General features: G+C 68.8%; 27 protein-coding genes. 15 read left to right on the top strand and 12 right to left on the bottom strand.

What is annotated here, in order from left to right; all coding sequences use genetic code 11:
* Positions 1–17: 17 nt before the first annotated feature.
* The 4 genes from OJF58_RS00690 to OJF58_RS00675 are packed head-to-tail and all read left to right on the top strand — an operon-like array spanning position 18 to position 6,065.
* Positions 18–1,232, top strand: a complete 1,215-nt coding sequence (locus tag OJF58_RS00690) for an efflux RND transporter periplasmic adaptor subunit (RefSeq protein ID WP_300781127.1) — start codon at positions 18–20, stop codon at positions 1,230–1,232.
* Positions 1,229–4,474, top strand: coding sequence for a CusA/CzcA family heavy metal efflux RND transporter (locus OJF58_RS00685; RefSeq protein ID WP_300781126.1), 3,246 nt, complete (start codon positions 1,229–1,231; stop codon positions 4,472–4,474). Before OJF58_RS00690 ends, OJF58_RS00685 begins: the two co-directional genes overlap by 4 nt.
* Positions 4,471–4,650, top strand: a complete 180-nt coding sequence (locus OJF58_RS00680) for a hypothetical protein (protein WP_300781125.1) — start codon at positions 4,471–4,473, stop codon at positions 4,648–4,650. The genes OJF58_RS00685 and OJF58_RS00680 overlap by 4 nt, the downstream gene beginning before the upstream one ends.
* Positions 4,647–6,065 (top strand): TolC family protein, encoded by a 1,419-nt coding sequence (locus OJF58_RS00675; RefSeq protein ID WP_300781124.1) that lies wholly within the window; start codon positions 4,647–4,649, stop codon positions 6,063–6,065. The genes OJF58_RS00680 and OJF58_RS00675 overlap by 4 nt, the downstream gene beginning before the upstream one ends.
* Before the next feature lie 41 nt (positions 6,066–6,106).
* Here the strand turns inward: OJF58_RS00675 and OJF58_RS00670 are convergent, their stop codons facing one another.
* From OJF58_RS00670 to OJF58_RS00660, 3 genes are all read right to left on the bottom strand, one after another.
* On the bottom strand, positions 6,107–6,379 hold the full coding sequence (locus OJF58_RS00670) for a hypothetical protein (RefSeq protein ID WP_300781123.1): 273 nt from the start codon (positions 6,377–6,379) through the stop codon (positions 6,107–6,109).
* Between the two features lie 213 nt (positions 6,380–6,592).
* Positions 6,593–6,949 (bottom strand): type II toxin-antitoxin system RelE/ParE family toxin, encoded by a 357-nt coding sequence (locus tag OJF58_RS00665; protein ID WP_300781122.1) that lies wholly within the window; start codon positions 6,947–6,949, stop codon positions 6,593–6,595.
* Positions 6,946–7,224 (bottom strand): antitoxin of toxin-antitoxin stability system, encoded by a 279-nt coding sequence (locus OJF58_RS00660; protein WP_300781121.1) that lies wholly within the window; start codon positions 7,222–7,224, stop codon positions 6,946–6,948. Before OJF58_RS00660 ends, OJF58_RS00665 begins: the two co-directional genes overlap by 4 nt.
* Positions 7,225–7,469: 245 nt before the next feature.
* On the opposite strand from OJF58_RS00660, the gene aqpZ reads away from it, so the two are divergent.
* A complete protein-coding gene (gene aqpZ, locus OJF58_RS00655) occupies positions 7,470–8,198 on the top strand; it encodes an aquaporin Z (RefSeq protein ID WP_300785124.1) in 729 nt (242 codons plus the stop codon).
* Between the two features lie 57 nt (positions 8,199–8,255).
* Here the strand turns inward: aqpZ and OJF58_RS00650 are convergent, their stop codons facing one another.
* The gene (locus OJF58_RS00650) at positions 8,256–9,335 is read right to left on the bottom strand and encodes a phosphotransferase (RefSeq protein WP_300781120.1); all 1,080 of its coding nucleotides are present in this window, start codon (positions 9,333–9,335) and stop codon (positions 8,256–8,258) included.
* 313 nt (positions 9,336–9,648) lie between these two features.
* Here OJF58_RS00650 and OJF58_RS00645 point away from each other — a divergent pair, with 313 nt between their 5' ends.
* The 7 genes from OJF58_RS00645 to OJF58_RS00615 all read left to right on the top strand — a co-directional run bounded on the left by OJF58_RS00645 (position 9,649) and on the right by OJF58_RS00615 (position 14,005).
* Positions 9,649–10,275, top strand: a complete 627-nt coding sequence (locus OJF58_RS00645) for a DUF1326 domain-containing protein (protein ID WP_300781119.1) — start codon at positions 9,649–9,651, stop codon at positions 10,273–10,275.
* Positions 10,276–10,312: 37 nt separating this feature from the next.
* The gene (locus OJF58_RS00640; protein WP_300781118.1) at positions 10,313–10,720 is read left to right on the top strand and encodes a GFA family protein; all 408 of its coding nucleotides are present in this window, start codon (positions 10,313–10,315) and stop codon (positions 10,718–10,720) included.
* 211 nt (positions 10,721–10,931) lie between these two features.
* The gene (locus OJF58_RS00635) at positions 10,932–11,417 is read left to right on the top strand and encodes a thermonuclease family protein (protein WP_300781117.1); all 486 of its coding nucleotides are present in this window, start codon (positions 10,932–10,934) and stop codon (positions 11,415–11,417) included.
* A gap of 328 nt (positions 11,418–11,745) precedes the next feature.
* Complete coding sequence (locus OJF58_RS00630) at positions 11,746–12,015, top strand: DUF3303 family protein (protein ID WP_300781116.1); 270 nt, start codon at positions 11,746–11,748, stop codon at positions 12,013–12,015.
* Positions 12,016–12,052: 37 nt separating this feature from the next.
* Positions 12,053–12,361, top strand: a complete 309-nt coding sequence (locus tag OJF58_RS00625; RefSeq protein WP_300781115.1) for an EthD family reductase — start codon at positions 12,053–12,055, stop codon at positions 12,359–12,361.
* A 50-nt stretch (positions 12,362–12,411) separates the two neighbouring features.
* Positions 12,412–13,524 (top strand): helix-turn-helix transcriptional regulator, encoded by a 1,113-nt coding sequence (locus tag OJF58_RS00620; RefSeq protein ID WP_300781114.1) that lies wholly within the window; start codon positions 12,412–12,414, stop codon positions 13,522–13,524.
* A gap of 67 nt (positions 13,525–13,591) precedes the next feature.
* Positions 13,592–14,005, top strand: coding sequence for an ester cyclase (locus OJF58_RS00615; RefSeq protein WP_300781113.1), 414 nt, complete (start codon positions 13,592–13,594; stop codon positions 14,003–14,005).
* A 329-nt stretch (positions 14,006–14,334) separates the two neighbouring features.
* Here the strand turns inward: OJF58_RS00615 and OJF58_RS00610 are convergent, their stop codons facing one another.
* Complete coding sequence (locus tag OJF58_RS00610; protein WP_300781112.1) at positions 14,335–14,469, bottom strand: hypothetical protein; 135 nt, start codon at positions 14,467–14,469, stop codon at positions 14,335–14,337.
* Positions 14,470–14,720: 251 nt separating this feature from the next.
* On the opposite strand from OJF58_RS00610, the gene OJF58_RS00605 reads away from it, so the two are divergent.
* Together OJF58_RS00605 and OJF58_RS00600 are read left to right on the top strand one after the other, a co-directional pair.
* The gene (locus OJF58_RS00605; RefSeq protein ID WP_300781111.1) at positions 14,721–17,264 is read left to right on the top strand and encodes a hypothetical protein; all 2,544 of its coding nucleotides are present in this window, start codon (positions 14,721–14,723) and stop codon (positions 17,262–17,264) included.
* 60 nt (positions 17,265–17,324) lie between these two features.
* Entirely contained in the window at positions 17,325–17,942 is a 618-nt protein-coding gene (locus tag OJF58_RS00600; RefSeq protein WP_300781110.1) for a TMEM175 family protein, read from the top strand.
* A gap of 212 nt (positions 17,943–18,154) precedes the next feature.
* Here OJF58_RS00600 and OJF58_RS00595 read toward each other — a convergent pair whose 3' ends face one another.
* The gene (locus OJF58_RS00595; protein WP_300781109.1) at positions 18,155–18,547 is read right to left on the bottom strand and encodes a hypothetical protein; all 393 of its coding nucleotides are present in this window, start codon (positions 18,545–18,547) and stop codon (positions 18,155–18,157) included.
* 443 nt (positions 18,548–18,990) lie between these two features.
* Here OJF58_RS00595 and OJF58_RS00590 point away from each other — a divergent pair, with 443 nt between their 5' ends.
* A complete protein-coding gene (locus tag OJF58_RS00590; RefSeq protein ID WP_300781108.1) occupies positions 18,991–21,234 on the top strand; it encodes a mechanosensitive ion channel family protein in 2,244 nt (747 codons plus the stop codon).
* Between the two features lie 48 nt (positions 21,235–21,282).
* Here the strand turns inward: OJF58_RS00590 and arsB are convergent, their stop codons facing one another.
* From arsB to OJF58_RS00560, 6 genes are read right to left on the bottom strand one after another with little or no spacing between them, the layout of a single operon-like run.
* The gene (gene arsB, locus OJF58_RS00585) at positions 21,283–22,314 is read right to left on the bottom strand and encodes an ACR3 family arsenite efflux transporter (RefSeq protein ID WP_300781107.1); all 1,032 of its coding nucleotides are present in this window, start codon (positions 22,312–22,314) and stop codon (positions 21,283–21,285) included.
* Between the two features lie 29 nt (positions 22,315–22,343).
* The gene (locus OJF58_RS00580; RefSeq protein ID WP_300781106.1) at positions 22,344–22,922 is read right to left on the bottom strand and encodes an arsenate reductase ArsC; all 579 of its coding nucleotides are present in this window, start codon (positions 22,920–22,922) and stop codon (positions 22,344–22,346) included.
* An 8-nt stretch (positions 22,923–22,930) separates the two neighbouring features.
* On the bottom strand, positions 22,931–23,404 hold the full coding sequence (locus OJF58_RS00575; RefSeq protein ID WP_300781105.1) for an ArsI/CadI family heavy metal resistance metalloenzyme: 474 nt from the start codon (positions 23,402–23,404) through the stop codon (positions 22,931–22,933).
* Positions 23,401–23,772 (bottom strand): metalloregulator ArsR/SmtB family transcription factor, encoded by a 372-nt coding sequence (locus tag OJF58_RS00570; RefSeq protein WP_300781104.1) that lies wholly within the window; start codon positions 23,770–23,772, stop codon positions 23,401–23,403. Before OJF58_RS00570 ends, OJF58_RS00575 begins: the two co-directional genes overlap by 4 nt.
* A gap of 31 nt (positions 23,773–23,803) precedes the next feature.
* On the bottom strand, positions 23,804–24,454 hold the full coding sequence (locus OJF58_RS00565) for a class I SAM-dependent methyltransferase (protein WP_300781103.1): 651 nt from the start codon (positions 24,452–24,454) through the stop codon (positions 23,804–23,806).
* 39 nt (positions 24,455–24,493) lie between these two features.
* Positions 24,494–25,207 carry a TetR/AcrR family transcriptional regulator gene (locus OJF58_RS00560; RefSeq protein ID WP_300781102.1) on the bottom strand — a complete coding sequence of 238 codons (714 nt, stop codon included), beginning with the start codon at positions 25,205–25,207 and terminating at the stop codon, positions 24,494–24,496.
* Between the last annotated feature and the right edge of the window lie 55 nt (positions 25,208–25,262).

Raw genomic sequence — 25,262 nt, 5'->3', positions numbered from 1 at the left:
TCGCACAGGAGTCTCTCATGTCAATGGACCGTCATCGGGCGCGGATCGCGCTCGCCTTCCTCGTCTTTCTGGCCGCCTTCTCGCTGGGCGCCGTTGCGCAGGCCCAGGCGGCCAACGATGCCTGCAAGGGCGGCAAGGTCAAGTACTACCGCAATCCGATGGGTGCGCCGGACACCTCGCCGGTGCCGAAGAAAGACTCCATGGGCATGGACTACATCCCGGTCTGCGCCGAGGACGACCCTGCCGGTCCCGCGCCGGCAGCCGGCACGGTGAAGCTGAGCCTGGACAAGGTGCAGAGGCTGGGCGTGCGCAGCGCGATCGCCGAGGAGATGGCGCTGTCGCGCACGGTGCGCGCCTTCGCGACCCTGCAGTTCGACGAGCGCAGGCAGTATGTCGTGGCGCCCAAGTTCGGTGGCTGGATCGAGAAGCTGCTGGTGAACGCGACCGGCGATCCGGTGCGGCGCGGACAGACGCTGTTCGAGGTCTATAGCCCCGAGCTGAACGTCCTGCAGCAGGAATACCTCGTGGCGCGCGGCGTGCAGGGCCGCCAGCAGGTGGCCGACAACCGGCTGCGCAACCTCGACTATCCGGAGGCCGAGTTCGACAAGCTGCGGCGCGGCGAGCTGCCGCCGCGCGTCATCGGCTTTCCGTCGCCCGCGAGCGGCACCGTGGTCGAGAAGAAGGCGATCGAGGGCGCGCGCTTCCAGCCGGGCGACGTGCTGTTCCGCATCGTCGACACCTCGACCATGTGGGTCATCGCCGACGTCTACGAGCAGGATCTCGCCTTCGTGAAGGCGGGCGACAGCGCGAAGATCACGATCAACGCCTGGCCCGATCGGCCGATCGCCGGCAGGGTCGCCTACATCTATCCCAGTGTCGGCGCGAAGAGCCGCACGGCCCGGCTGCGCATCGAGGTCGCCAATCCAGACGGCCTGCTGCGCGCCGACATGGCGGCGACGGTCGAGATCGAGTCGCCGCTCGGCAAGGCCGTCGCCGTCCCCGAGTCGGCCGTGATCGACAGCGGCCTGCGCCAGGTCGTGCTGGTCGAGCGCGGGCAGGGGCTCTACGAGCCGCGCCGCGTCGAGCTCGGCGCCCATGCCGGCGGCTATGTGCAGGTGCGCGCCGGCCTCCGGGCCGGCGAGCGGGTGGTGACGTCGGCGACCTTCCTGATCGACGCCGAGAGCAACCTGCGCGCGGCGCTGGCTGCCTTCACGGCGGGCGACGGCCAATGATCGCGTCGGTCATCCGCTGGTCGGCGCGCAACATTCTGCTGATGCTGATCCTCGCCGCGGCGCTGGTCGCGGGCGGACTCTACTCGGCCGGCCGGCTGCCGCTCGACGCCATTCCCGATCTCTCCGACACCCAGGTGATCGTCTACACCGAGATGCCGGGACAGGCGCCGCAGGTGGTCGAGGACCAGGTGACCTATCCGCTCACGACGGCGCTGCTCGCCGTGCCGCGCAGCAAGGCCGTGCGCGGCTTCTCCTTCTTCGGCGTGTCGTTCGTCTACGTGATCTTCGAGGACGGCACCGATATCTACTGGGCGCGCAGCCGCGTGCTCGAATACCTCAACTCGGGCACCGCCAAGCTGCCGCCTGACGTCAAGCCCGCGCTCGGCCCGGACGCGACCGGCGTCGGCTGGGTCTACGAGTATGTCGTGACCGCCGCCGACAAAAGCCTCGCCGAGCTGCGCTCGCTGCAGGACTGGTACATCCGCTTCGGCCTCGCCAAGGCGCCGGGCGTCGCCGAGGTGGCGAGCGTCGGCGGCTTCGTGCGCCAGTACAACGTCGTGGTCGATCCGGTGAAGCTCCGGGCCTACGGCATTCCCCTCGGCCAGGTGATCGACGCCATCCGCGCCAGCAACCGCGAAGTGGGCGGCCGCGTGGTCGAGATGGCCGAGACCGAGTACATGGTGCGCGGTCGCGGCTACCTCAAAGGGCCGGGCGACCTCCGGAACATCGTGCTGCGCGCCGACGGCCGGGCGCCGGTGCTGCTGGGCGACGTGGCGCAAGTGTCGCTGGGGCCGGACGAGCGGCGCGGCCTCACCGAGCTCGACGGCGAAGGCGAGGTCGTGGCCGGCATCGTCCTGCAGCGCTTCGGCCAGAACGCGCTCGACGTGATCGACCACGTCAAGGCGCGGATCAAGGAGATCGCGGCCAGTCTTCCCGAAGGCGTCCACATCGAGACCGTGTACGACCGCTCGGAGCTGATCCATCGCGCCATCGACACGCTGAAATCGACGCTGTTCGAGGAAAGCATCGTCGTGGCGCTGGTCTGCGTCGTCTTCCTCCTGCATGTGCGCTCGGCGCTGGTCGCGATCGTCACCCTGCCGGTGGGCGTGCTGATGGCCTTCATCGCCATGCATGCGCTGGGTGTCGGCTCCAACATCATGAGCCTCGGCGGCATCGCGATCGCCATCGGCGCCATGGTCGATGCCGCCATCGTCATGATCGAGAACGCGCACAAGCACCTCGAGCGGCTCGCTTCGTCTTCTAACTCCTCTCCCCCCGTCGGGGGGAGAGGCGGGGTGAGGGGGGAAGCCGACACTGCGGGCAACCCCCTCACCCAACCTCTCCCCCGATCGGGGGAGAGGAGAATGAGGGCCATCATCGATGCCGCGGTCGAGGTGGGGCCGGCGCTGTTCTTCAGCCTGCTGATCATCACCGTGTCGTTCCTGCCGATTTTCGCGCTCGAGGCCCAGGAGGGGCGGCTGTTCAAGCCGCTCGCCTGGACCAAGAGCCTCGCCATGGGCTCGGCGGCGCTGCTTTCGGTCACGCTGGTGCCGGCGCTGATGATGCTGTTCGTGCGCGGCCGCATCCTGCCCGAGCGCCGCAATCCGGTGAACCGCGTCCTGATCTGGCTCTACCGGCCGGTGATCGGCCTCGTGCTGCGCGCCCGGTGGCTGACGGTCGCGCTCGCCGCGGCGGTCCTCGCCGTGACGGCCTGGCCGGCGATGCATGTCGGCACCGAGTTCATGCCCGAGCTCGACGAGGGCACATTGTTCTACATGCCGACGACGCTGCCCGGCATGTCCGTCACCAGGTCGGCCGAGCTGTTGCAGACCCAGGACAAGATCATCAAGTCGTTCCCCGAGGTCGCGTCGGTGTTCGGCAAGGCGGGCCGGGCGGCGACCGCGACCGATCCCGCGCCGCTCGAGATGTTCGAGACGGTGATCAACCTCAAGCCCAGGTCGGAATGGCGGCGGGGCATGACCGTCGACAAGCTGGTCGCCGACATGGACAAGGCGCTGCAGTTCCCGGGCGTCAGCAACGCCTGGACCATGCCGATCCGCGCCCGCATCGACATGCTGGCGACCGGCATCCGCACGCCGGTGGGCGTCAAGCTGCTGGGTCACGACTACGGCGAGCTGGAGAAAGCCGCGCGCGAGGTCGAAGCGGCGATCCGTGGCGTGCCCGGCACGACCTCGGCCTATGCCGAGCGCGTGACTGGCGGCTACTTCCTCGACGTCGTGCCCGACCGCGAGCGTCTGGCGCAGTACGGCGTCCGGCTCGACGACGTGCAGCAGGCGGTGGCGAGTGCGCTGGGCGGCGAGACCGTCACCACCACGGTCGAGGGCCGCGAGCGCTATTCGGTGAACGTGCGCTATCCGCGCGACCTGCGCTCGAACCCGCGCGCCATCGCGCAGGAGGTTCTGGTGCCGACCGTGAACGGCGGCCAGGTCCCTCTGGGACAACTGGCCGGGGTGCGGCTGACGCAGGGCCCGACCTCGATCCGCACCGAGGATGCGCGGCTCGCCGTCTACGTCTTCGTCGACTTCCGCGACCGCGATCTCGCGGGCTACGTTGCCGACGCGCAGAAGGCGGTGCGCGACAAGGTCGTGCTGCCGCCCGGCACCGTCGCGCTCTGGAGCGGCCAGTTCGAATATCTGCAGCGGGCGGAGGCGCGGCTGCAGATCGTCGTCCCCGCGACGCTGCTGCTGATCTTCGTGCTGCTCTACCTCAACTTCGGCCGCATCGCCGAGACGCTGATCGTCATGCTGTCGCTGCCCTTTTCGCTGGTCGGCGGGCTGTGGATGGTGTGGCTGATGGGCTTCAACATGAGCGTCGCCGTGGCGGTGGGCTTCATCGCATTGGCGGGCGTTGCCGCCGAGACCGGCGTGGTGATGCTGATCTATCTCGACTCGGCGCTGGCGCACCGCCGGGCGGTCTGCGACGCCGAGGGTCGGGCGCCGACGGCGGCCGATCTGCGCGCCGCCGTCATCGAAGGCGCGGTCGAGCGCGTGCGGCCCAAGATGATGACCGTGACCGCGATCGTCGCCGGCCTGCTGCCGCTGCTCTGGAGCACCGGCACGGGCTCCGAGGTGATGCAGCGCATCGCCGTGCCGATGGTGGGCGGCATGGCGAGCTCGACGCTGCTCACCCTCGTCGTCATTCCGGTGATCTACAGCCTGGTCAAGGGCTGGCAGCTCCGCGCCGGGCCGGCGCCGGCGCCGGCCAGGGAGGCACATACGTGAGAATCGTCGTCCTGGCCGCGCTCCTCGCGCTGCTGGCCGCCTGCGGCAACGGCCCATCGCTGCCGACCGTATCGGCCTTTCCCAACCCCGACGATCCGGCGGCGCCGGCCGCGGCCCAGCCCTATCGGCCCGTGATGGCGGGCACGGTGTATCACGGCATCGGAGACAGGCCATGAGCGCGCGGACCATCCTGTCGCTTCTCGTGGCGCCCGCTTTGCTGGCCGGCTGCGCTTCCTTCTCGCCCGACGGCGGCATGGGCGAGGTGGTGCAGGACGTGAAGCGCGAAACGGGCGCGAACGCCGTCAAGATCGACAGCGTCGAGGCGGCGCGCAGGGCGCACGAACAGGTGAGCGCCCTGCTTGCCGAGCCCCTGTCGGCGGACGCGGCGGTGCAGGTGGCGCTCCTCGGCAATCGCGATCTGCAGGCGGCCTACAATGATCTCGGCATCTCCGAGGCGGACTATGTCCAGCAAAGCCTGCCGCCCAATCCGACATTCTCGTTCATGACCTACGGCGGCACCGGTGTCGCCGACTTCGAGGTGAGGCTGATCCAGGACATCCTGAGCCTGATCACGCTGCCCCGGCGCAGTCGCATCGCCGCCGAGCATTTCGAGCACGCGAGACACGGCGCCGTGCAGAAGACCCTCGCCCTAGCCGGCGATGTGCGGCGCGCCTGGGTGCGCACGATCGCCGCCGAGCGTCAGGTCCGCTTCCTCGAGGAGGCACGGCGCACGGCCGACGAGTCCGCCCGGCTGATGGCGAAGCTCGGCGAGGCGGGCGGCGGCGACCAGCTCGAGCAGGCGGAGATCGCGGCCTTCTACGCCGAGCTCAGCGTGCGCCTCGGCCAGGCCCGGCTTGCCGCCCGGCGCCAGCGTGAAACCCTCACCCGGCTCATGGGCCTGTGGGGAGCCGACGTCGACTTCAGGCTGCCCGACGATCTGCCGCCCTTGCCCGGCGAGCCCCGGGCGAGGGCGGATGTCGAGGCGCAGGCGATCGAGCGCCGCGTCGATCTCGTGATGGCGCGCCACGATGTGGTGGCGCTCGCCAAGTCGCTCGAGCTCACGCAGGCGACGCGCTACGTCTCGATGCTGCAGCTTGCCGGGCTGGTGAACAACGAGAACGCCAACCCGCTCACCACCACCAACACCTCGATCACCCGCGGCGGCGGCGCGCTCGAGTTCGAGATCCCGATCTTCGACACCGGCGAGGCGCGGGAACGCAAGGCGCGCGAGACCTACATGCGGGCCGTCAACCGGCTCGCCGCGAAGGCGGTGAATGCCCGTTCCGAGGCGCGCATCGCCTACGATGCCTATCGCAGCACCTGGGATATCGCCCGCTTCTATGAGAAGCGTGTGCTGCCCCTGCGCCAGGTCGTGTCGAAGCAGATGGCGCTGCGCTACGGCGCCGCCGTTCTGGCGAACGAAAGCATGCGCGTCGACTATTTCAGGGTGCTGGCCGACCAGCGGGCGCGGATCGCGGCCAACGCCGCTGCCCTCGACGCGCGGCGCGACTTCGATCTCGCCGCGATCGACCTGCAGGCGGCCTTGACCTATGGCATGCCCCTGCCGACGGCATCCGTCACGGGCGACTGATCGGATCGATGCCAATCGACTGGGCGAATCGACTGGTGATGCTACTGCTGTGTCGGCGTGCCGTTGGAGGAATCGGCCCGCTCCATCATGCGATTGCAGTTCTCCATCATCTTCGTCATCTGCTTCATGTGCTCCGAATCCATGTTTCCCATCATGCCGTCTCCCATCATGCCGCCGTGTCCGTTCATCATTTCCTGTCCCTGCGGCGACTTCGACGGAGAGTCCTGTGTCTGAGCGGTCGCGGCCGTGGTCACGCCGAGGGCGCCGAGAGACAGCCCGCCGGCGACGAGAAGGGTTATCGAACGATTGAGCATGCTGCTCTCCTTTCCGGTCCAATCCGATTCATCGGTTCATGCCGATCAATGCCGGCCCGGGAGCCTGGTTGCAGCGGTTCACGATATTCCGGGTCATGACCTCGCCCACTTGACCGGTGTCCTCCTGTAGACCGACGGAAGATCAGCAGCCCGGCGAAGGCCCCGGTTACGCTCGGCGCAGCAGGGGATGGCGCCGATGCCTGTCCCGATCTTTCATTTCCTTCTGTCCCTCCGGCGACGATCCGTCTGACGATCGGAGGGGCTTTTCCTGGCTCTCTTGCGCGACTCTTCGGGCAGCGGCGGCCAGCGGCGGGCCGTGTGCACCAAGGCCAGCACCCATGCCACATCGCCTTCGATCCCGTACACAAGGCGGTAGCTCTCGTGCGGGATCAGCTCGCGCGTGCCGGGAATCCTGCCGGCCCGGCCGAGCATTGGAAAATCGGCCAGCTTCGCGGCGGCGTCGCTGAACAGCTGGTCCATTCGGGCGGCCGCGCGCGGATTGTCGGCGGCGATGTAGGTCCAGATGTGCGCACGGTCCTGCTCGGCCTCAGGCGTCCAGACGACCTTCACGCCCGGCGCGTCGCCTTCGTCCGCCGGACGGCGAACTCGGCCTCGACCTCGTCATTCGACCGGCCACGGCCGGCCCGCACCGATGAGCGCGCGGCCTCGACCTTGCGGCGCAGGAACTTGTCGTATTCCCGTGTCTCGCGCTGCTGGCGGACGAAGTCGCGCATCAGCTCGCGCACGACCTGGGACGCCGGCCGATGCGCCGCTTCGGCTTCGGCCATGAAGGCATCGCGCAGCTCCGATTCGAGCTTCATGGTGAACACGGCTTCCTTGGACATGGCGCCACTCCCGCGAGATAGATACTCGCTTTGTATATATGTCTTCAGTACCTGGCCGCAATCGGCATGGCGCGCCGATGGCGCCTGTGCGTCCGGTGCACTGAGGGTTTGTCAAGTGGCGGGCCGTTCATTCGAGGGTTGTTCATCGCCCGGCAACGATATTCTACTTATCCTTGCCCTGGTCTCGCACAAGAACGGTCCGGGCGCACGCATCCATGACTCGAGGGAGAACGACCATGATGCCTTTGACCAATCGTCTCTACGCGGAGTTCATCGGCACCGCCTGGCTGGTGCTGGGCGGCTGCGGCAGCGCCGTGCTGGCGGCGGCCTTTCCCGGGCTCGGCATCGGCTTCGCCGGCGTCGCCTTCGCCTTCGGCCTCACCGTGCTCACCATGGTGGCGGCGCTGGGGCCGGTGTCGGGCGGCCATTTCAACCCGGCGGTGACGGTCGGGCTCGCGACGGCCGGCCGCCTGCCGGCGCGCGATGTGGTGCCTTATATCGTGGCCCAGGTGCTGGGCGGCATCGTGGGCGCGGCGATCCTCTACGTGATCGCGACCGGCAAGGCGGGCGCCGACATCGGCAGCTTCGCCACCAACGGCTACGGCGACCGCTCGCCGGGCAAGTACGGCCTGCTGGCCTGCCTGGTGTCGGAGGTGGTGATGACCTTCGGTTTCGTCACCGTGATCCTGGGCGCCACCGACAGGCGCGCCCCGGCCGCCGCGGCGTCGCTCGCGATCGGGCTGGCGCTGACGCTGATCCATCTCGTGTCGATCCCCGTCACCAACACCTCGGTGAACCCCGCCCGCAGCACCGCCCCGGCGCTGTTCGTGGGCGACGGCGCGCTCGGCCAGCTCTGGCTGTTCTGGCTGGCGCCGATCGCGGGCGCGGTCATCGCCGGCCTCGCCTACAAGCTGCTCGCCGAGACCGCCGGTGCGCGCGCCCCGACCGCGACCGCTGCCGGCGCAGGCGACTGAGCACTGGTGTCGTCCCGGGCGCAGCGAGGGATGACACGGTCCTCACGCCGACAGTCCTCACCGCGGCATCGTTGCGGCGGCGTCGAGGTCGGCGATGGCGGCGGCGACGCGCTCGAAGTTGGCATGGAACATCGCAAGCCCGCGCGCATTGGAGGGGTCGAGCGTGCCGATCACGATCACCGAATAGACCAGGCAGTAGAGAACGCCGAAGCGGTAGTGCTCGAAGCACTCGTCGAAGCCGTAGCCCCGGACGCCGGCCTCCGCGAGCGTGTCGACGTAGAGCCGCACCACGTCCTTCTCGATCGCGCGCCGCGTCTGCGGCGTGACATTGCCCGACAGGAAATAGGCGAGGTCGAAGGCGCCGCCGCCGCGGCTGCTGACCTGCCAGTCGACCGCCGCCAGCGACTCGCCGCCCTGCGCGCCGCCGAAGAAGAGGTTGTCGGCGCGGTAGTCGCCGTGCACCAGCGTCTGCGGCCAGCCGGCCACGCCGTCGAGCATGCGGATCACGTTGCCGCCCAAGGCCTCGCCGGTGCGCTTGAGCTCGGGCGTGAGCTTGTCGCCGACGAACTGGACGAAGGCCGGCCAGCACTGCTGGAACGCCGGCTGCGCGAAATGGTGGATCGGATCGTTGGTGACCGGCAGCCAGGCGAAGGCCGCGAGTTTCGGATCCTGCCACCAGCGCGCGTGGCATCGGGCGATCGCGGTAATGGCCCGCCGCGCCTGCTCCGTGCTGCACCCCGCGACCTGGTCGCCGAGCGCGGCCGGCGCCAGATCCTCGAGCAGCATCACGAAGTCGCCGCTCGCCGGATCGGAGGCGCCGTGGTGCAGCTTCGGCACGCGGATGCCCGCCTGCGGGCCGATGTCGCGATAGAACGCGACCTCGCGATCGTAGAAGCGGAACATAATCGCGAGCTGGCGCGACTTCTCGTCGAGCGTCGGCTGCTTGGCGATCAGCGTCGCCGGCAGGCCGGCACCGCCATTGGCATAGCCGAGACGCAGGCGGCCGAGCTTGCCCAGGAAGCCCACGCCCGCCGCGATCGGCTCGTAGGCCGCCGACACGACCTCGGTCCGCAGGGCCGCGCCCAGCCATTCCGGCGTGAGCGCCTCCGGTGTCTTCGGGATTCCGAGCGCCGTCATGCGAAATCTCCCTGCCGCTTTCGACGCGAGCCTACAGGGTCGCCCGGCCGCCACCAAGGCGGGCCGCTCGTCACCGGCAGCGTCGCCCCTCGGGAATGAACAAGTTCTTGGGCAAGGCTGTGTCATCCCGAAGCGCGCTCCTCCGAACGCTCATCGGAGCGCGCAACTCCAGTTGCGCTCATGCGCTCGCGGATCCCTCGCGTTCGTTCGGGATGACGCAGGCCTGTCGTGCGGCGCGCCGCTGCGCACTGGCCGCCGGCGCGGCATCGGCGTAAGCTCGACGCCTCTTTCGTCTCGCGCAGGGGAGGGACCGATGGCGACGCAGGCGAAGTGGGAGTTGTCCGGCGACTATTTCGAGAACTGCAACTGCGACGTGGTCTGCCCGTGCCTGGTCTCGGCCGGGCCGCCGATGACGGCGCGGCCGACCCAGGGCGTTTGCGACGTGGCGCTCGCCTTCCATGTCGACAGCGGAAAGTACGGCGACGTGTCCCTGGACGGTCTCAACGTCGTGGTCGTCGCCCATACGCCCGGCGCCATGGGCGAGGGCAACTGGACGCTCGCCGCCTATGTCGACCAGCGCGCCGACGACAAGCAGACCGAGGCGCTCGGCGCCATCTTCGGCGGCGCCGCGGGCGGGCCGATGGCGGTGTTCGCGCCGCTGGTCGGCAAGAATCTCGGCGCCAAAAAAGTGCCGATCGAATATGCCGTGAACGGGAAGAGGCGCACGGTCGAGATTCCTGGCGTCATGAACATGACGGTCGAGCCGCTGCCTACCCTGCATCCGTCCGGTGAGATCTGGGCCGCGCTCGGCCATCCGGTCGCACCGGAAAAGCTCGCCCTTGCCGTGGGCGGCAGGGACAGCACCTTCGCCGACCATGGCCTGCGCTGGGACAACTCCGGCAAGAACGGCCACTACGCGCCCATCCACTGGTCGAACTGACCGGAACCGCTTCAACCGCGAGAAGGGAGGGCAAAGCATGCGACATCTGTCGGGCGGATGCCTGTGCGGCAAGGTCCGCTACACCGCGGACGCCGATCCGGTCTTCACCGCGATCTGCCATTGCAAGAACTGCCAGAAGCAGGCGGGGGCGTCGTTCTCGCTCAATGTCGGCATTCCGGCTGCCGCGCTTTCGCTGACCGGGCCGATCAAGACCTTCCAGGACAAAGGCGACAGCGGCAAGCCGGTGCGGCGCCGGTTCTGCCCGGAGTGCGGCTCGCCGGTCGTCACCGAGGTCGAGGCCATGCCCGGCCTCGCGATCCTCAAGGCGGGGACGCTCGACGACACGGGCTGGCTCAGGCCCAACATGGAGATCTATTGCGACAGCGCCCAGCCCTGGACGCCGCGCACCGCCGGCGCGCAGCAGTTCGCCCGGGCGCCGGGCTGAGGGCCCGATCGCCGAACGTTGCGATTGTTGCAGTCGATCGTTTGCGGCGCGCCGGTTGCAGGCGTTCCCCGCGACGTGAGATGACGCCGGCAGGGGAGCGCGCGAGACACCCGCGATGTCCGTTTCATTCGATCGATGGCGCAAGGCCGGGCGGCGGAGGTTCGACACGGATCTTCGCCGGCGCCGGCCGCGCCCATGGCAGCGCTTGCGGATGCCGCGGCGGTCGACGCTGCTGATCCTCGCCTTCGCCGCGCTCGCGGCGGCCGGGCTGGCCTGGACGCCGCCGCCGATCGTGACCGGATCGGTCTCGGGTGCGGTGACCGTCGTCGACGGCGACACCTTCAGGATCGGCCGGGAGAGCATCCGCGTCGATGGCATCGACGCGCCCGAATCGGGACAGGCCTGCGCCGACGGCTGGCAGGCCGGCGCGGCCGCGCGCCATGCTCTGGCCGGTCTCCTGGCGGCCGGCCGACCCGATTGCGAACGGGTGACGACGGATCGCTACGGCCGCACGGTCGCCATCTGCCGCGTCAACGGCGAGGACATCGGCGCGGCGATGGTGAGGCGCGGTCTGGCGTGGTCGGCCTATTCGGTCCGCTATCTGCCCGAGGAGTGGCTGGCCCGTTTCGACGGCCTCGGCGTCCACGCGCGGAAATGCGCCTGGCCCCAGGACTGGCGCGCCCTCCATCCCCATTGACGCGCGGCGGCGCGCCGCCGACGCATCGCGACCGGGGACACGCATCTGTCACTGGAGCGGCGCCGACGGACGGCTCATGCTGGCCTCGGCGCGGTGGTCCTCGGATGTACAGGCTGCTGCGCCACCCCCTCCTTCTTCGATTGCGCCGGTGCCGGCTCCTCGCGCTGGTGTCGGTCGTTGCTTCGACGAGGCGCGTCACCCGAATGTGTGATGCGGGTGGCGTGTCCGTTTGCTATACTGTCAGTTGTAGCCGATTTCGGCACAGTCGAGCCGCGTGGTCCCGTGCGTGCCGTACCGCGTACGCCGCAATGCACTCTGGGGGAAGATCATGCTGTTCATCACCCGGTGGACGGTCCCGCACGTGTCGCGGAAGGCCGCCATACAGCGTTTCATGGAGACCGGCGGCGCGCCGCCGGCCGGCGTCAGGATGCTGGCGCGCTACCATTCGTCGGACGGCGAGTTCGGCTTCGCGATCTCGGAATCCGACGACGCGCAGGCGCTGGCCCGCTGGGCCAATGCCTGGAACGACCTGCTGATCCTGGATACGCGGCCGCTGGTCGACGACCAGGGCCTGGCGGCGGTGCTGCAGTCGCCGTAGCGCCCGCCCGCGCGGTTTCGACAAGGGGAGGATCGCGATGGCCCAGCTCGTGGTGATGTACCGGGCGCCGAAGGATCCGGCCGCCTTCGACAGGCACTATTTCGAGACGCATGTGCCGCTCGCCAAGCGCACGCCGGGGCTCAGGAAATACGAGGTGAGCCAAGGGCCGGTCACGACGCCGGCCGGACCGTCGGCCTATCACCTGGTGGCGCTGCTCCATTACGACGACGTGGCCGCGATCCAGAAGGCGCTGGCGAGCGCCGAGGGCCAGGCGGCGGTGGCGGACCTGCAGGGCTTCGCCACCGGCGGCGTGGACATCCTGGTGTTCGATACCCGCGCCGTGTGAGCCGGCGGCGCCGGAGAGTCGAGAGAACGTCGGGGCAGGGGGAGGCGCCGATGTCGGCCTGGAATCTCGATCGCGTGGAAGCCGCGTTCGCCGAGGCGGCGCTCGATCCGTCGCTCTGGGTTCGCGCGCTCGACGTGGTGACGGCGGAGACCGGGGCGCATGGCGCGGTCCTGTTGCCGGCGCCGGACGACGTCCTGCCCGACATGCCGCATACCGAGAGCATGGCTCCCTCGGCCGACACCTATTTCCGGGACGGCTGGTATCGGCGGGACGAGCGCCACAACGCCATCGCCACGATGATGCGGACCGGCGTCGCCGACGACTTCGACGCCATGAGCGGCGAGCGCATGGCCCGCCATCCCTACTACCAGGAGTTCCTGCGCCCGCACGGGCTGCACTGGTTCGCGGGCGTGCGGATCCTGTGCGGCGAGAAGCTGTGGGTGCTCTCGATCCAGCGGACGATCCGGCAGGGCCCGTTCTCGCCCGCGGAGAAGGAGCGCCTCGTCCGGCTGGCGCATTCCCTGCCGACCAGCGTCGCCATCGCGCGCGCGCTCGGTGCCGCGACCGGCGCCAGCGTCCTCGACGCCTTCGAGCTCGGCCGGACGGCGGCGGTGCTGATCGACCGGCAGGGCAAGGTCATCCGCGCGAACGCCTCCGCCGAGGCCCTGCTGCAGGGCGACGTGCGCCTCCGGGGCGGCAGGATCGCGGCCGCCGACGCCGCGGCGACGCTGGCGCTCGACCGCGCCCTGCACGAGATGATCTTCCGGCGTCCGGCGGCGGGTCTCGCGCCGCCGGTCGGGCTGCCCCGCTTCGGCCAGCGTCCGCTGCTCGCCTATCCGGGCCGGCTGCCGGCCATGACGTCCAATCCGTTGGCGGACGGCCAGGCGGTGGTCGTGCTGGTCGATCCGGACGCCCACCGACGGCCCGACGCCGCGCTGCTGCGCTCCGCCTTCGGCCTCACCGACGCCGAGGCGCGGCTGGCGGCGTTCCTGGGCGCGGGCGAGCCGCTCTACGAGACGTGCGAGCGCCTGCGGATCGCCAAGGAGACGGGTCGCAACCACCTGAAGAGCATCTTCGCCAAGACCGGCACCCACCGCCAGCCCGAGCTGGTGGCGATGCTCAGCGCGCTGCTGCAGTCGCGCGCGGAGTCACGAGGCGCATAGCCCAAACGGGTCATGCAGAGGCGGGCGAGGTCTTCTGGAGTTCCAACCGTGTGCGAGGGAGGGGTTCATGTCGCAGATCGCCGATGTCGCGTCCCGGTTCTTCGTCGCCTGCGAGGCGGGCAAGGGATGGGAGGGCTGCAAGGCCTACTGCCGGCCCGACGCGACCTTCGCCAGCCAGGCCGAGCCGCTGGCCGACCTGAAGACGCTGCAGCAATACGCCGACTGGATGAAGGGCCTGATGAAGATGATGCCCGACGGGCGCTACGAGCTGCGCTCCTTCGCGACCGACGCCGAGCGCGGCAACGTCACGGCCTACGCCGTGTTCAGCGCCACCCACACCGGCGAGGGCGGCCCGCCGCCCACCGGCAAGAGCACGCGCTCCGACTACGTCTACTCGATGGAGTTCGACGGCAACGGCAAGATCCGCCACATGACCAAGATCTGGAACTCCGGCTGGGCGCTCAGGGAGCTGGGCTGGTAACTGAGCCGAGGAAACGAAACGGAAGATTGCGCCACTGGAGTGGCGCGCTCCCCCGAGCGCGCTCATCGGAGCGCGCAACTCCAGTTGCGCCAGCCCTGAGGTCTGCCGAAGGGCTCATGCGGGGCCAATACAATCGAGACATTTTTGGCGGGGACGGCTACCGAACGGTCACTGGTCAGGCGGCGGGCGAAGGCGCAGGATGGCGACACGGTGACTTGATTGAGGTCACCGCCAGTCGTGATCTTCATTCGTTAGTTCTCCCCATTCAGCAAGAGACATCGCCCCGCCGCTCCTCCGAACGGCGGGGTCTTTTTGTGCGCGCGCGCCGATCAGCAGTCGCCGTCCGAATGCACGCAGCGCCCCGTCATTCCCAGGAACGGCTCGGCCTCGTAGCCGACCACCATGACGACCAGAACCGACACGACGAACCAGAACAGGTACCACTTGACGCGATGGTGGGTCACTCCCCGGTACTCCCCGACTTCTTTCAGTGCCTTTTTATATCGCATCACGACATGGAGTCTCAACCGCCGGTTATCCCCGTGGTCGCAAGGCGCAAGGGCGAGGCGCCGCCATGCAGAGCGGTATGGCGAGGCGGCCGGGAATGCCGTAAAGAGGGGGCCATAGGCGTGCGGACTTTGCCGCGCGCGCCGTCGATATTTTCGATGTTTTTCAAGCGTGGTGCCAGGCAACCCGCCTTTTTGGGAGATACTCCATGGCCGACACTGCATTTGCCGTTCATCTCACCGGCAATCTCTATCTCGACAGCAAGGGCAATCTGATCCAGGGCGCGCCGCAGAACGCACCCGTCTACAGCCCGCCCTTTCAACTCCCGGTCGAGCCGTCGAAGGTCAAGGACGCGCTCGACGGGGTCAAGAAGGCGCTGAAGGACATCAACAAGGATCCCGACGTCATCCAGAAGTTCGACGATTTCGGCCTGCCGCTGAAGGTGCTCGACATCCTGTCCGGCGTCGGCAAGATCGCCGGCATGGTGGCGCCCGTCTTCATGGTCGCCTCCTTCGTCGTCGACGCGCTGAAGCTGTTCGGCGTGTTCAAGGACGGCCCGTCGGCGCTGGAGCTGCTCGTGAAGCAGCGCTTCGACGAGCTCGAGACGACGGTGCAGGCGGTGGCGCAGCTCATCGTGTCGCAGGATCTGCGCGACGGCCGCATCGACGTCGAGAACTTCAGCAACGCGGTCAAGACCTACGTCAACCAGCTCAAGAACAGCAACCCGAGCGTGGCCCAGCTCGAGGCCGACCGCACCATGCTGTGGGGCATGCACGATCAGCATATCGGCGGCATCTCCAAGCTGCTCGACCAGCAGACCTGGCTGTCGGTGTTCGACCGCAACCTGCACGGCCAGTCGTGGGGGCCGCTGGCGCCCTGGCTCCATACCCTGCCCAAGGGGCCGTCGGCGCCCGTGCCGGCGCCGCTGCCGGCGCAGGGCACGCCCCATTTCGACCATCGCCTGATGGTGCCGCTGGCGTCGATGGCGGCCGAGACCTATCTCGCCTGCCTGCGCGGCATCTCGCCCGAGTACCGCACCTCCGGCGATTTCCGCGACCAGCTGCGCGGGCTGGCGCGCAAGCTCGACGACATCGCCCAGGCGATGCGCGAGAGCTGCCTGGCGCGCACCGTCTACAAGCCGTCCGACTTCGCCTATCCGGTGATGGTCGCGCCCTACGACGTGGTGTGGAGCGGCATCCTGCCGGGCTTCGGCCAGCCGATGGTCTCGCCCAAGTGCAGCCGCTGGCCGGTCGGCGCGCTCGACCTGCTCTATCACGACGACGCCTTCTTCCACGACTTCTTCGACGCCCTGTGGAAGGGCGAGGCGTTCGGCTGGCCGCACGAGACGCGGCACGCCGGCATGGACTTCCGCTGGACGCCGCCGGCGAAGCTCGAGGCCGGACCGTTCGGCAACTGGGTGATCAGCAATCCCGAGGAATGCGCGGCGGCGGCCAACGCGCAGGCGGAGAAGGACTATGCCGACCTGCTGTCGGTCAGCGGCTACACCGATCTGCTGCAGCTTTCGGCGCTGTTCCATCACGAGGCGACCGAGCCCGACCGCAGCCAGACGGTGCAGCCGCAGAAGCCCGTGCTGTACCGCGATCCGCAGCCGTCGAGCCCGGCCACCGTGTCGAGCAACGACATCCTCGGCACGGGCATCATCACCTCGAGCGCGACCCGGGAGCCGCAGAAGTGCGCCGCCTACGCGACGGTATGGACGCAGCCGATCAAGCGGCCGCGGCCGGTCCAGTACCAGGTCCGCCTGCGCACGCTGCACTCGCTGTCGGGCAGGAACGGCTGGAACGAGACCACCTACGACCAGTACCAGTGGGCGCAGTACGAGCAGGATCCGGCCAACCCGGGCTTCTTCCGGCTGGCCATTACGCATACCTCGGCGGCGCTCGACGACGCGCTGCTGCTGCCCGGCTGGAACGCGAGCCCGCGCGAGGCGCCGCTGCGCGCCGAGGGGACCCTCAACCTCAAGGCCCACACCTTCGACTGGTGGATCCCCGTCAAGTCGCCCTTCACCATCCACGACGACTTCAAGGTCACGCTGGCCGAGCTGCGCGGCGTGGGCGGCGGCATGCTGAAGCAGGTGCCGGGCGGCGTTGCCGGCCCGGACGTCCTGCGCCGGGTGGCCGTCCGCGCCGGCGCGGGCCAGACCTTCGTCGAGCCCGGGGACGACGGCGCCATGCAGGTCATGTCGAACGACGATCTGCTCGGCCCCTCGCTCGCCTACCGGAGTTCCTTCCTCGATCTCATCCCCGAGCTCTTCTGGAAGAGCGGCGCGCAGGACTGGGACGGCCAGCATCGCGACGTGAAGGAGGCGTCGATCACGATCGACTATCAGCTCGACTGGGAGGCCGACCGGCTGCACGTGACGCTGCGCAACGACCCGGCCGACCGCAACTACGTCGTCTATCTCGTGCTGGAGGAGAAGTTCATCGGCAGCGGGCAGGTGATGCACACGGCGCTGCCGATCCCGGTCAACGGCCAGCTCACCTACGTGCCGCAGAAGTTCTTCGACGACGAGGCGGCGGCCATCGCCAAGGCGGCCAAGGCGATCGCCGACTTCAACCGCCGCTTCAGCGAAAGCCGCACGCCCGGGCCGATCGACCCGATCATCGGCTGGCTCAATCCCGGCGACGTGTCGCGGCCCGAGGTGGTCGAGCGCTTCCTCGAGGCCGCCCGCGCGAAGGCGCCCGAGCTGCTGGCCGAGGTCCTGCAGGCGCAGGCGATTGCTTCCGGCTAGCCGCCGGGCCGGCGTCGTTTGTGGTGGAAGCGCGCGGCGTCGGGCCGATACGATGACGCCATGCGCAGACCCGAACCCGTTCTGAAGAAGGGCCGGCTGGAGGCGTTCAGCGACGGCGTGCTCGCCATCGTGATCACGATCATGGTGCTGGAGCTCAAGGTGCCGCACGAGGCCGAATGGCATGCGCTGCTGCCCGTGCTGCCGGTGCTGCTCTCCTACCTGCTGTCGTTCATCTATGTCGGCATCTACTGGAACAACCACCATCACCTGCTGGCGGCGGCGCGGCGCGTCAACGGCGCCATCATGTGGGCGAACCTGCATCTGCTGTTCTGGCTCTCGCTCGTCCCGTTCGTCACCGGCTGGATGGGCGAGAACGCGTTCGCGCCGGCGCCAACCGCGGCCTATGGCGCCATCCTGTTCATGGCGGCGATCGCCTACGTGATCCTCGAGCGCGCCATCCTCGCCATCGAGCCCGCCGATTCGCCATTGCGGCGCGAGCTCGCGGCGACCTTCAAGGACAGGATCTCGCCAGTCCTCTACAGCAGCGCCATCGCGGTGGCCTTCTTCCGGCCGTGGCTCTCGTGCCTGCTCTATGTCGCCGTGGCGGCGCTCTGGATCGTCCCCGACCGCCGCTCCGAACGCGCCGTGCGCGCCCGCCCCTCGGAGGAGGAGCCGTAGGCAACTGGAGTGGCGTGCTCATCGGAGCGCGCCACCAACAGAAACAGGTCACGCGCTGCAGCCACTTCCGTGTCATCCCGAGCGCAGCGAGGGATCTTTCGCGGCGCCGACAAAGGATCCTCGCTGCGCTCGGGATGACACAGCCTTGGCAAGTCCGCCTTGGCCGGTGACGCACTCCAGTGGCACATCTTCGTCCGGGTATCGATCGCGCCTTATCGGCGGTCCCGCGCAGGCCTGCCCGACAGGCTGCGCAGCCAGGCGCGGGCGGCGGCAATGCCGTCGAACGTCCGGCACGGCCGCCGCGAGGCGGCGGCGAGGGCGGCGAGCGCCGCGGGATCGATGCTGGTCGCCTCGTCGACGACCAGCGCGAGGGGGCCGATCTCGCTCTCCTGGCCGTGGGCCGCGAGCCTGCCGGCATGCATCTGCAGGCCGCTGTCCACGAGGTCGACGGGCACGCCGCGGATATCGAACAGCTTGCCGTAGGACATGGCGCCTTCCTGCGCCAGCCGCGCCACCAGCGCGCCGAGATCGGCCGCCTCGACCTTGCCCTCCGCCACCATGGTCGCGAGTCGGTCGCCATGCGAGATGTGCAAACGAACGGGCATGGCGGCGGGATCCGATATGATTTCGCGAAATATGGCCAACGCCAATAACGGCGGGCGGCGGCAGCCTCAACCTCTTTCCGCCGACTGTCCACAGCGTCCGCCATGAGGCCCGGACGCCGCCGCCAACAAAAAACAAGCGCACCCCCAATCAGCGTCGTGTCATCCCGAGCGGAGCGAGGGATCTTTCGCAAGCGTCGACAAAGGATCCCTCGCTCCGCTCGGGATGACACAGTCCTGAGTACTTGTTCATTCCCGAGGGTCTGCCCCTTGGCTGGCGACGAGCATCGACCGTGCGTTACCGGCGATCCCTCGAAGGGCCGGCAGGCTGCGCAGCAGGTGCAGGCGGCGGGGCTGTCGAACGTCCGGCAGGGCCGCCGCGCGCTTGACCCGACGGCGGGCGGCCCACATGCTCGCCGTCATGGGTCGAGTCACGGAAGGGCGCGATGACGATGTTCCGTTCGGTTGTGCTGGCCGTGCTGCTGCTGATCGGCGGCATGGGCATCGGCCGCGCCCAGGCGCCTGAGACTCCGCCCGCCGGCCTCACTCAGCAGCAGTTCGACGCGCTGGTCGAGGCGATCAGCAATTCCGTCACCGAGAAGCTGAAGGCGCAAGGCATGACGGCATCGCCGCCGGCGCCTGCCGCGCCCGCGCCCGCGGCGAAGAAGTCCGGCAAGGGCAATGCCGCTGCCGCGCCGAAGGTCGTACGGACGCCGCTCGCGGAGCGCCCGATCGAGGAGGGGCCGGGCGCGTTCGCCGCCTTCCTGCATCGCGCGGGCGCGGTCGCCGCGGCGTTCCCCGCCTATGGCGCGAGGCTCACCTCCATCCCCGGCCTGCTCGACCAGCGCGCGCAAGGCGGGCGGGGGACGTCGGCCTTCCTGCTGCTGCTGGGCGCGGTCGCGGTCGTCGCGGTGCTGGTCGAGGCGGCGCTGCGCGCGCTGCTGGCGCGGTATCGCGCGCGGCTCGCGGCGGGCGCCGGCGCGGAGCGGGGGCTGGCCTCGCTGGGCAATCTCGGCCTGCTGGCGATGCTCGACGGCATCGGCGTGCTCGCCGTGTGGGTGGTCTGCAACGGCGCCGCCGGCGCATGGTTCGCGGGCACCACGGGCCAGGACCGGCTGGCCGCCGCGGTGCTGGTCGGCATCTTCGCGTGGCGCCTCGACGTGCTGCTGTTCCGCATCATCCTGCAGCCCGACATGCCGGCGGCGCGGCTCTGCAAGGCCGAGGACCGCGAGGCGAGGCCGCTCTATCTGCGCATCTCGGCGATCCTGCTGCTCATCATGCTGGGGACGCTGCTCGCCAAGGTGCTGCTGGCGATCGGCGCCTCGGCCGACGAGATCGCGGCCTATCGCATCAGCGTCTTGCCCATTCTGCTCGCCGCCTTCCTGTGGCTGGTGCTGCGTTCGCGGATCGCCGCGCGGCAGTGGTTCGGCGGGCTCGGCGGCGCGGCGCGGCTGGCCGGCGCGGTGGGCCGGCACTGGGTGCCGAGCGCCGTCACCTTCATCGTGATCCTGGCGCTCGCCCAGCTCTACGGCGCGATCGAGGGCCAGGAGAAGATCGGCCAGACGATGCTGCTCACGCTCGGCATCGTGGTCGGCGTGCTGGTGTTCGAGACCTTCCTGCAGGCGTTCGTGCGGCGGCTCGACTCGCAGCTCGCCGGCGCCACGCCCGCCAGCGCCTATCCCAGGCTGCCGGACGTGGTGGCGCGCTGCGTGCGCGTGGCGGTGCTGATCGGCGCGCTGATCGTGATCGCGGAGAGCTGGGTGGTGCGGGTGCTGGGCCTCGCCAGCGAAAGCGAGTGGCTCGCCATCACGCGCGCCTCGCGCACCGCCGGCATCACGCTCTTCCTCGCCTTCGTGCTGTGGGAGTTCCTGAAGTACGTCACCGATCCCTACATGGCGCACCGCCAGAAGAGCGCGGCGCAGGCGATCGCCGACGGCGACGCCACGCCGCCGCCCGCCTCGCGCATCACCACCATGATGCCGCTGCTGCGCATGGCAACGGCGATCCTGATCGGCGTCATCGCCGTGATGGTGGCGCTGGAGAGCTTCGGCATCAACGTCACGCCGCTGATCGCCGGCGCCTCGGTGTTCGGCATCGCGATCTCGTTCGGCAGCCAGACGCTGGTGCGCGACATCGTGTCGGGCATCTTCTACCTCACCGACGACGCCTTCCGCGTCGGCGAGTATGTCGATTGCGGCAAGGCCAAGGGCACGGTCGAGGGCTTCACCATCCGCTCGATCAAGCTGCGCCACCAGAACGGCCAGTTGCACATCGTGCCGTTCGGCCAGCTCGGCCAGATCACCAACTTCAGCCGCGACTGGATCACGGTGAAGTTCAACCTGCGCTTCGCGCGCGACACCGATCTCGAGAAGCTGCGCAAGGCGGCGAAGAAGATCGGCCAGGAGATGCTCGAGATCCCCGAGATCAAGGAGGCGGTGCTCACGCCTTTCAAGATGCAGGGTGTGGCCGACATCACCGAGAACGCGCTGCTCGTCCGCTTCAAGTTCACGGCGCGGCCGGGCAATCCGGGCGCGATCCAGCGCGAGGCGGTGAAGCGCATGTACCGCACCTTCCCCGAGCTCGGCATCGAGTTCGCCCGCGAGCCCGCGCGCGTGTTCCTGAACACCGGCCCCGACGCGGCGCCGGTCTCCCCGCCGGCCCCCGTCGCCGAGCTCAAGGCGACGGCGTAGGCCCTGCCTCCCCGGCTCCGCCGGGGAGGAGACGAAGGCGCGGGATCGCTACCTCGCGGCGGCGCGCTCGTACCAGGGCTTGCTCGCGTTCACGATCTTCACAACCGACAGCATCACCGGCACCTCGATCAGCACGCCGACCACGGTGGCCAGCGCCGCTCCCGAGTTGAAGCCGAAAAGGCTGATGGCGGTGGCGACGGCGAGCTCGAAGAAGTTGCTGGCGCCGATCAGCGCCGACGGCGCGGCCACGCAATGCGCCTCGCCGGCCATCCGGTTGAGGAGATAGGCGAGTCCCGAGTTGAGGTAGACCTGGATCAGGATCGGCACCGCGAGCAGGGCGATGACGAGCGGCTGGTCGATGATCTGCTCGCCCTGGAAGCCGAACAGCAGGACGAGCGTTGTCAGCAGGGCGGCCAGCGACAGCGGCTGCAACGCCCCGAGCAGGCGCGCGAGCGCCGTCGGGCCGCCGCGCGCGAGCCGCCGCCGGCGCAGGCCCTGCGCGATCAGCACCGGCACGACGATGTACAGTCCGACCGACAGGACCAGCGTCTGCCACGGCACGGTGATGGCCGAGAGCCCGAGCAGCAGACCGACGATGGGGGCGAAGGCGAACACCATGACGGTGTCGTTGAGCGCCACCTGCGTCAGCGTGAAATGCGGCTCGCCGTCGGAGAGATTGCTCCAGACGAACACCATGGCCGTGCACGGCGCCGCCGCGAGCAGGATCAGCCCGGCGATGTAGCTGTCGATCTGCCCGGCCGGCAGCCAGGGCGCGAACAGCCGGCCGATGAACAGCCAGCCCAGCACCGCCATCGAGAACGGCTTCACCAGCCAGTTGACGGCGAGCGTCACGCCGATGCCGCGCCAGTGCGCGCGCACCCGGCCGAGGGCGCCAAAGTCGATCTTTGCCAGCATGGGCACGATCATCAGCCAGACCAGCACCGCCACCGGCAGGTTGACGCGCGCGACCTCGGCCGAGCCGATGGCCCGGAAGACCGCCGGCAGGAAATGCCCGAGCGCCACGCCGGCCGCGATGCACAGCGCCACCCAGAGCGTGAGATAGCGCTCGAAGCGCGACATCGATGGGACTCGGCTCTCCATTTGCAGTGTCACCCCGAGCGCGGCGAGGGATCGTTGATCGGCGCCGCGAAAGATCCCTCACGCCGTTCGGGATGGCACTGATCCGTATCACGGCGATCCGGGCGCCGGCCGATCGCGTCGAGACGGTTCTGCAGGGAAAGACGGTCGAGCGATTCGAAGGGCAGGCTCGCGAACAGGCTGATGCGATTCCCGAGCGCAGCGAAGGTCTGGCGGAAGGCACGGCGCCGCTCGACCTCGGAGCCTTCGACGGCCGCAGGATCGGGGAGGCCCCAGTGCGCAGTCACGGGATGGCCGGGCCACACCGGACACGCTTCACCGGCGGCGCTGTCGCAGACCGTGAAGACGAAATCCATTTGAGGGGCCCCGGGGACCGCGAACTCGTCCCAGCTCTTCGAGCGCAGGCCCTCGACCGGCGGCTTCATCTGACGCAGCAGATCGAGGGCCAGCGGATGGACCTCGCCTTTGGGGTGACTTCCGGCACTGAAGCCGATCAACCGGCCTTGACCGATGTCGTTGGCGATCGCTTCGCCCAGAATGCTGCGCGCGGAGTTGCCGGTACAAAGGAAGAGGACATTGAAGGCGCGCATCTGCGGGCTCACCCGCAACAGGCCTTGCCTGGCGGCGGGGTCGCCTCCTCGTGCGCAGCGCTGCGGCGCGCGCCGGCCTTCCTGATCTCCTCGACCGGAGCGGCCGTGCCATAGACCGTGCTATCGCCAACTGTGTGGAACGTCTCCCACATGACGCCGGCCGGATCGGAAATCCAGCTCTTCTCGGACTTGGCGTAGCAGCAGGTCGTCATGCCTTCGTTCAGCACCGGCCGGTCCGCGGCCTGCAGGCGCCCGTACACCTCCTGCAGCTCGGCCGTGTCTTCGGCCTGAATGCCGAGGTGATCGATTCCGGAAGGTTGGCCGTCGTGCGTGGAGATGGCGAAATTGACGCGTGGATCCTCCAGCATCCATTTCGCGTAGTCGGGCTTGACGACCGTCGGCTCGCTGGCGAACAGCGTCGAATAGAAGCGGATGGACCGGTCGAGGTCCTCGACCGACATGTGAACGTGAAGGCGCTTCATTGTCTGGATGCTCCTCTCTTGGTTCTGCGATGGATGACGGTGCGGGAAGCGGGCTCGCAGGCGGGGATGCCGCAGCCTTCTGCCTTCCCGCCACAGCAATTCTCGGTCAGGAAGCTCATGAGATCGTCCATGCCGTCGTAATCGGCGGCATAGATCAACGAACGGCCATCGCGCTTGGCCGTCACCAGGCCCGCATGCCTGAGCTGGGCGAGGTGAAACGACAAGGTCGGCGACGCGAGTTTCAACCGCTCGGCGATCTGTCCGGCCGGAAGTCCCTCGGGACCGGCCTGCACAAGCAGCCGGAACACCTCGAGACGGTTTTCCTGGGCGAGCGCTCCGAGCGCGGCGACGGCTTCGATCGATTCCATATTTTAATATATATGGAATAATCGAATGGAGTCAACCTCTGCCGGAGCTGGCGCCGACATGGCCGATATAGGCGCGCGCGAACGGACGCGCCGCGCCCGACAGCGGCTCCACGCAGACGTTGCGGATGCCCGCTTCCATCATCCATTGGACCACCTGGTCCCTTGCGAACGGCCGATAGCGAAACCAAAGCCGGAAAGGCCAGTCGGGCGCGCCTCTGCGCGTGGCGATCAGGAGCACAGTTGCATTCGGGCCCGCGACCCGGACCATCTCGCGAAGCGCGTCGAGCGGCCGCGGGACGTGTTCCAGAACGAGGGCCGCCATTACGAGATCCATCTCCCGATCCTGAAACGGAAGATGGGTGATGTCGGCCAGCATCAGCCGCGACTCCGTTCCGGTGCGGCGTGACCGCGTTCGGGCGTGCTCGAGCATGCCCGGCGACGTATCGACTCCGGAGAGATCGAGGTATCTGTCGACAGAGCCGATCAACGACGTGGCGAGAAGCCCGGTGCCTATTCCGCAATCGGCGACACGCAGCGGGGAGCCGCGCTCCTGCAGCCATCCGCGTCGATCGAGTTTGTCGAACAGCGCCGAATAGGATTGCCGGTAGACGCTGCGATAGAGCAGCGAATCCCAGTACCACGTTGTCGAGTCGTACAAGTCCACGAGACTATCTGCAGGCATTGCAACGCTCCTGTGCTGTTCGATCCGGGGCCGCCGTCATTACGAGCGCGAAGAACCGGCCGCCCGCCTCCTGCGCGAAGGCTCGCCGGCGGGGGTTCGTGAACCTGGCGCTCCAACCCCGCGATCCGGGCGAAGACCGCGAAGCAGGCGCGACAGGAGTTGCGAGTAGGCGCGATGGGTCGCTTTGGCTTTGGCCGAGCGTGCAATCTCCAGCCCGGCGCAGTTCAACGCGCCCAGCAGCATGCAGGCCAATGCCTCCGCCGAGACCGCGTCGATGAAGCCGTCGTGGATTGCCTTCTCTATGCCGGACACCAGCAAACCGGAGCCTGCCGAAATCGACAGGCCGTCGATTTCTGCAGGCGTCAACACGCTCGGCGCATCCTGAAACAGGATCCGATTTGTCGCCGGGTCGGTGCACGCGTCGAGGTAGGCGAGGCACCCGGCCTCGACTGCCTGCAAAGCATCGATTTGCTCCCGCGACGTCGCCGCGACGATGCGCGACAGAAGCCTGTCCGAGACGCGCGCGGCGACCGCGCGGAAGAGGCCTCTCTTGTCCCCGAAGTGATGCTGCAGCGCGCCGCGGGTCACGCCCGCGTAGTCGGCGACATCGTCGGCAGGCGCCCCGGCGTAGCCGCGCTCCGCAAACAGCTGCTCGGCCACTTCCAGAATGACGCTGCGGGTCGCTTCGGCCTGGGCGGCTTTTGTTTTCCGCTCACGCCTTTCGAGGTGCGGCCGGGGATTATTCGGTTGCATGCGTTCCACATGTATATACATTCGGATAGAATGTGTAGCAGCAGAAGCCACCTCG

It is taken from the genome of Enhydrobacter sp., assembly GCF_030246845.1.
GTDB lineage: Bacteria > Pseudomonadota > Alphaproteobacteria > Reyranellales > Reyranellaceae > Reyranella.
This window is presented reverse-complemented; position numbering and strand designations above follow the sequence as displayed.

Bases quoted from the DNA above. Each gene is read 5' to 3' on its own strand.
- OJF58_RS00690 (WP_300781127.1), top strand. From the start codon at position 18: ATGTCAATGGACCGTCATCGGGCGCGGATCGCGCTCGCCTTCCTCGTC.
- OJF58_RS00685 (WP_300781126.1), top strand. From the start codon at position 1,229: ATGATCGCGTCGGTCATCCGCTGGTCGGCGCGCAACATTCTGCTGATG.
- OJF58_RS00675 (WP_300781124.1), top strand. From the start codon at position 4,647: ATGAGCGCGCGGACCATCCTGTCGCTTCTCGTGGCGCCCGCTTTGCTG.
- OJF58_RS00670 (WP_300781123.1), bottom strand. From the start codon at position 6,379: ATGCTCAATCGTTCGATAACCCTTCTCGTCGCCGGCGGGCTGTCTCTC.
- OJF58_RS00660 (WP_300781121.1), bottom strand. From the start codon at position 7,224: ATGTCCAAGGAAGCCGTGTTCACCATGAAGCTCGAATCGGAGCTGCGC.
- OJF58_RS00650 (WP_300781120.1), bottom strand. From the start codon at position 9,335: ATGACGGCGCTCGGAATCCCGAAGACACCGGAGGCGCTCACGCCGGAA.
- OJF58_RS00645 (WP_300781119.1), top strand. From the start codon at position 9,649: ATGGCGACGCAGGCGAAGTGGGAGTTGTCCGGCGACTATTTCGAGAAC.
- OJF58_RS00640 (WP_300781118.1), top strand. From the start codon at position 10,313: ATGCGACATCTGTCGGGCGGATGCCTGTGCGGCAAGGTCCGCTACACC.
- OJF58_RS00635 (WP_300781117.1), top strand. From the start codon at position 10,932: ATGCCGCGGCGGTCGACGCTGCTGATCCTCGCCTTCGCCGCGCTCGCG.
- OJF58_RS00630 (WP_300781116.1), top strand. From the start codon at position 11,746: ATGCTGTTCATCACCCGGTGGACGGTCCCGCACGTGTCGCGGAAGGCC.
- OJF58_RS00625 (WP_300781115.1), top strand. From the start codon at position 12,053: ATGGCCCAGCTCGTGGTGATGTACCGGGCGCCGAAGGATCCGGCCGCC.
- OJF58_RS00620 (WP_300781114.1), top strand. From the start codon at position 12,412: ATGTCGGCCTGGAATCTCGATCGCGTGGAAGCCGCGTTCGCCGAGGCG.
- OJF58_RS00615 (WP_300781113.1), top strand. From the start codon at position 13,592: ATGTCGCAGATCGCCGATGTCGCGTCCCGGTTCTTCGTCGCCTGCGAG.
- OJF58_RS00605 (WP_300781111.1), top strand. From the start codon at position 14,721: ATGGCCGACACTGCATTTGCCGTTCATCTCACCGGCAATCTCTATCTC.
- OJF58_RS00600 (WP_300781110.1), top strand. From the start codon at position 17,325: ATGCGCAGACCCGAACCCGTTCTGAAGAAGGGCCGGCTGGAGGCGTTC.
- OJF58_RS00595 (WP_300781109.1), bottom strand. From the start codon at position 18,547: ATGCCCGTTCGTTTGCACATCTCGCATGGCGACCGACTCGCGACCATG.
- OJF58_RS00590 (WP_300781108.1), top strand. From the start codon at position 18,991: ATGACGATGTTCCGTTCGGTTGTGCTGGCCGTGCTGCTGCTGATCGGC.
- arsB (WP_300781107.1), bottom strand. From the start codon at position 22,314: ATGTCGCGCTTCGAGCGCTATCTCACGCTCTGGGTGGCGCTGTGCATC.
- OJF58_RS00580 (WP_300781106.1), bottom strand. From the start codon at position 22,922: ATGCGCGCCTTCAATGTCCTCTTCCTTTGTACCGGCAACTCCGCGCGC.
- OJF58_RS00575 (WP_300781105.1), bottom strand. From the start codon at position 23,404: ATGAAGCGCCTTCACGTTCACATGTCGGTCGAGGACCTCGACCGGTCC.
- OJF58_RS00570 (WP_300781104.1), bottom strand. From the start codon at position 23,772: ATGGAATCGATCGAAGCCGTCGCCGCGCTCGGAGCGCTCGCCCAGGAA.
- OJF58_RS00565 (WP_300781103.1), bottom strand. From the start codon at position 24,454: ATGCCTGCAGATAGTCTCGTGGACTTGTACGACTCGACAACGTGGTAC.
- OJF58_RS00560 (WP_300781102.1), bottom strand. From the start codon at position 25,207: ATGCAACCGAATAATCCCCGGCCGCACCTCGAAAGGCGTGAGCGGAAA.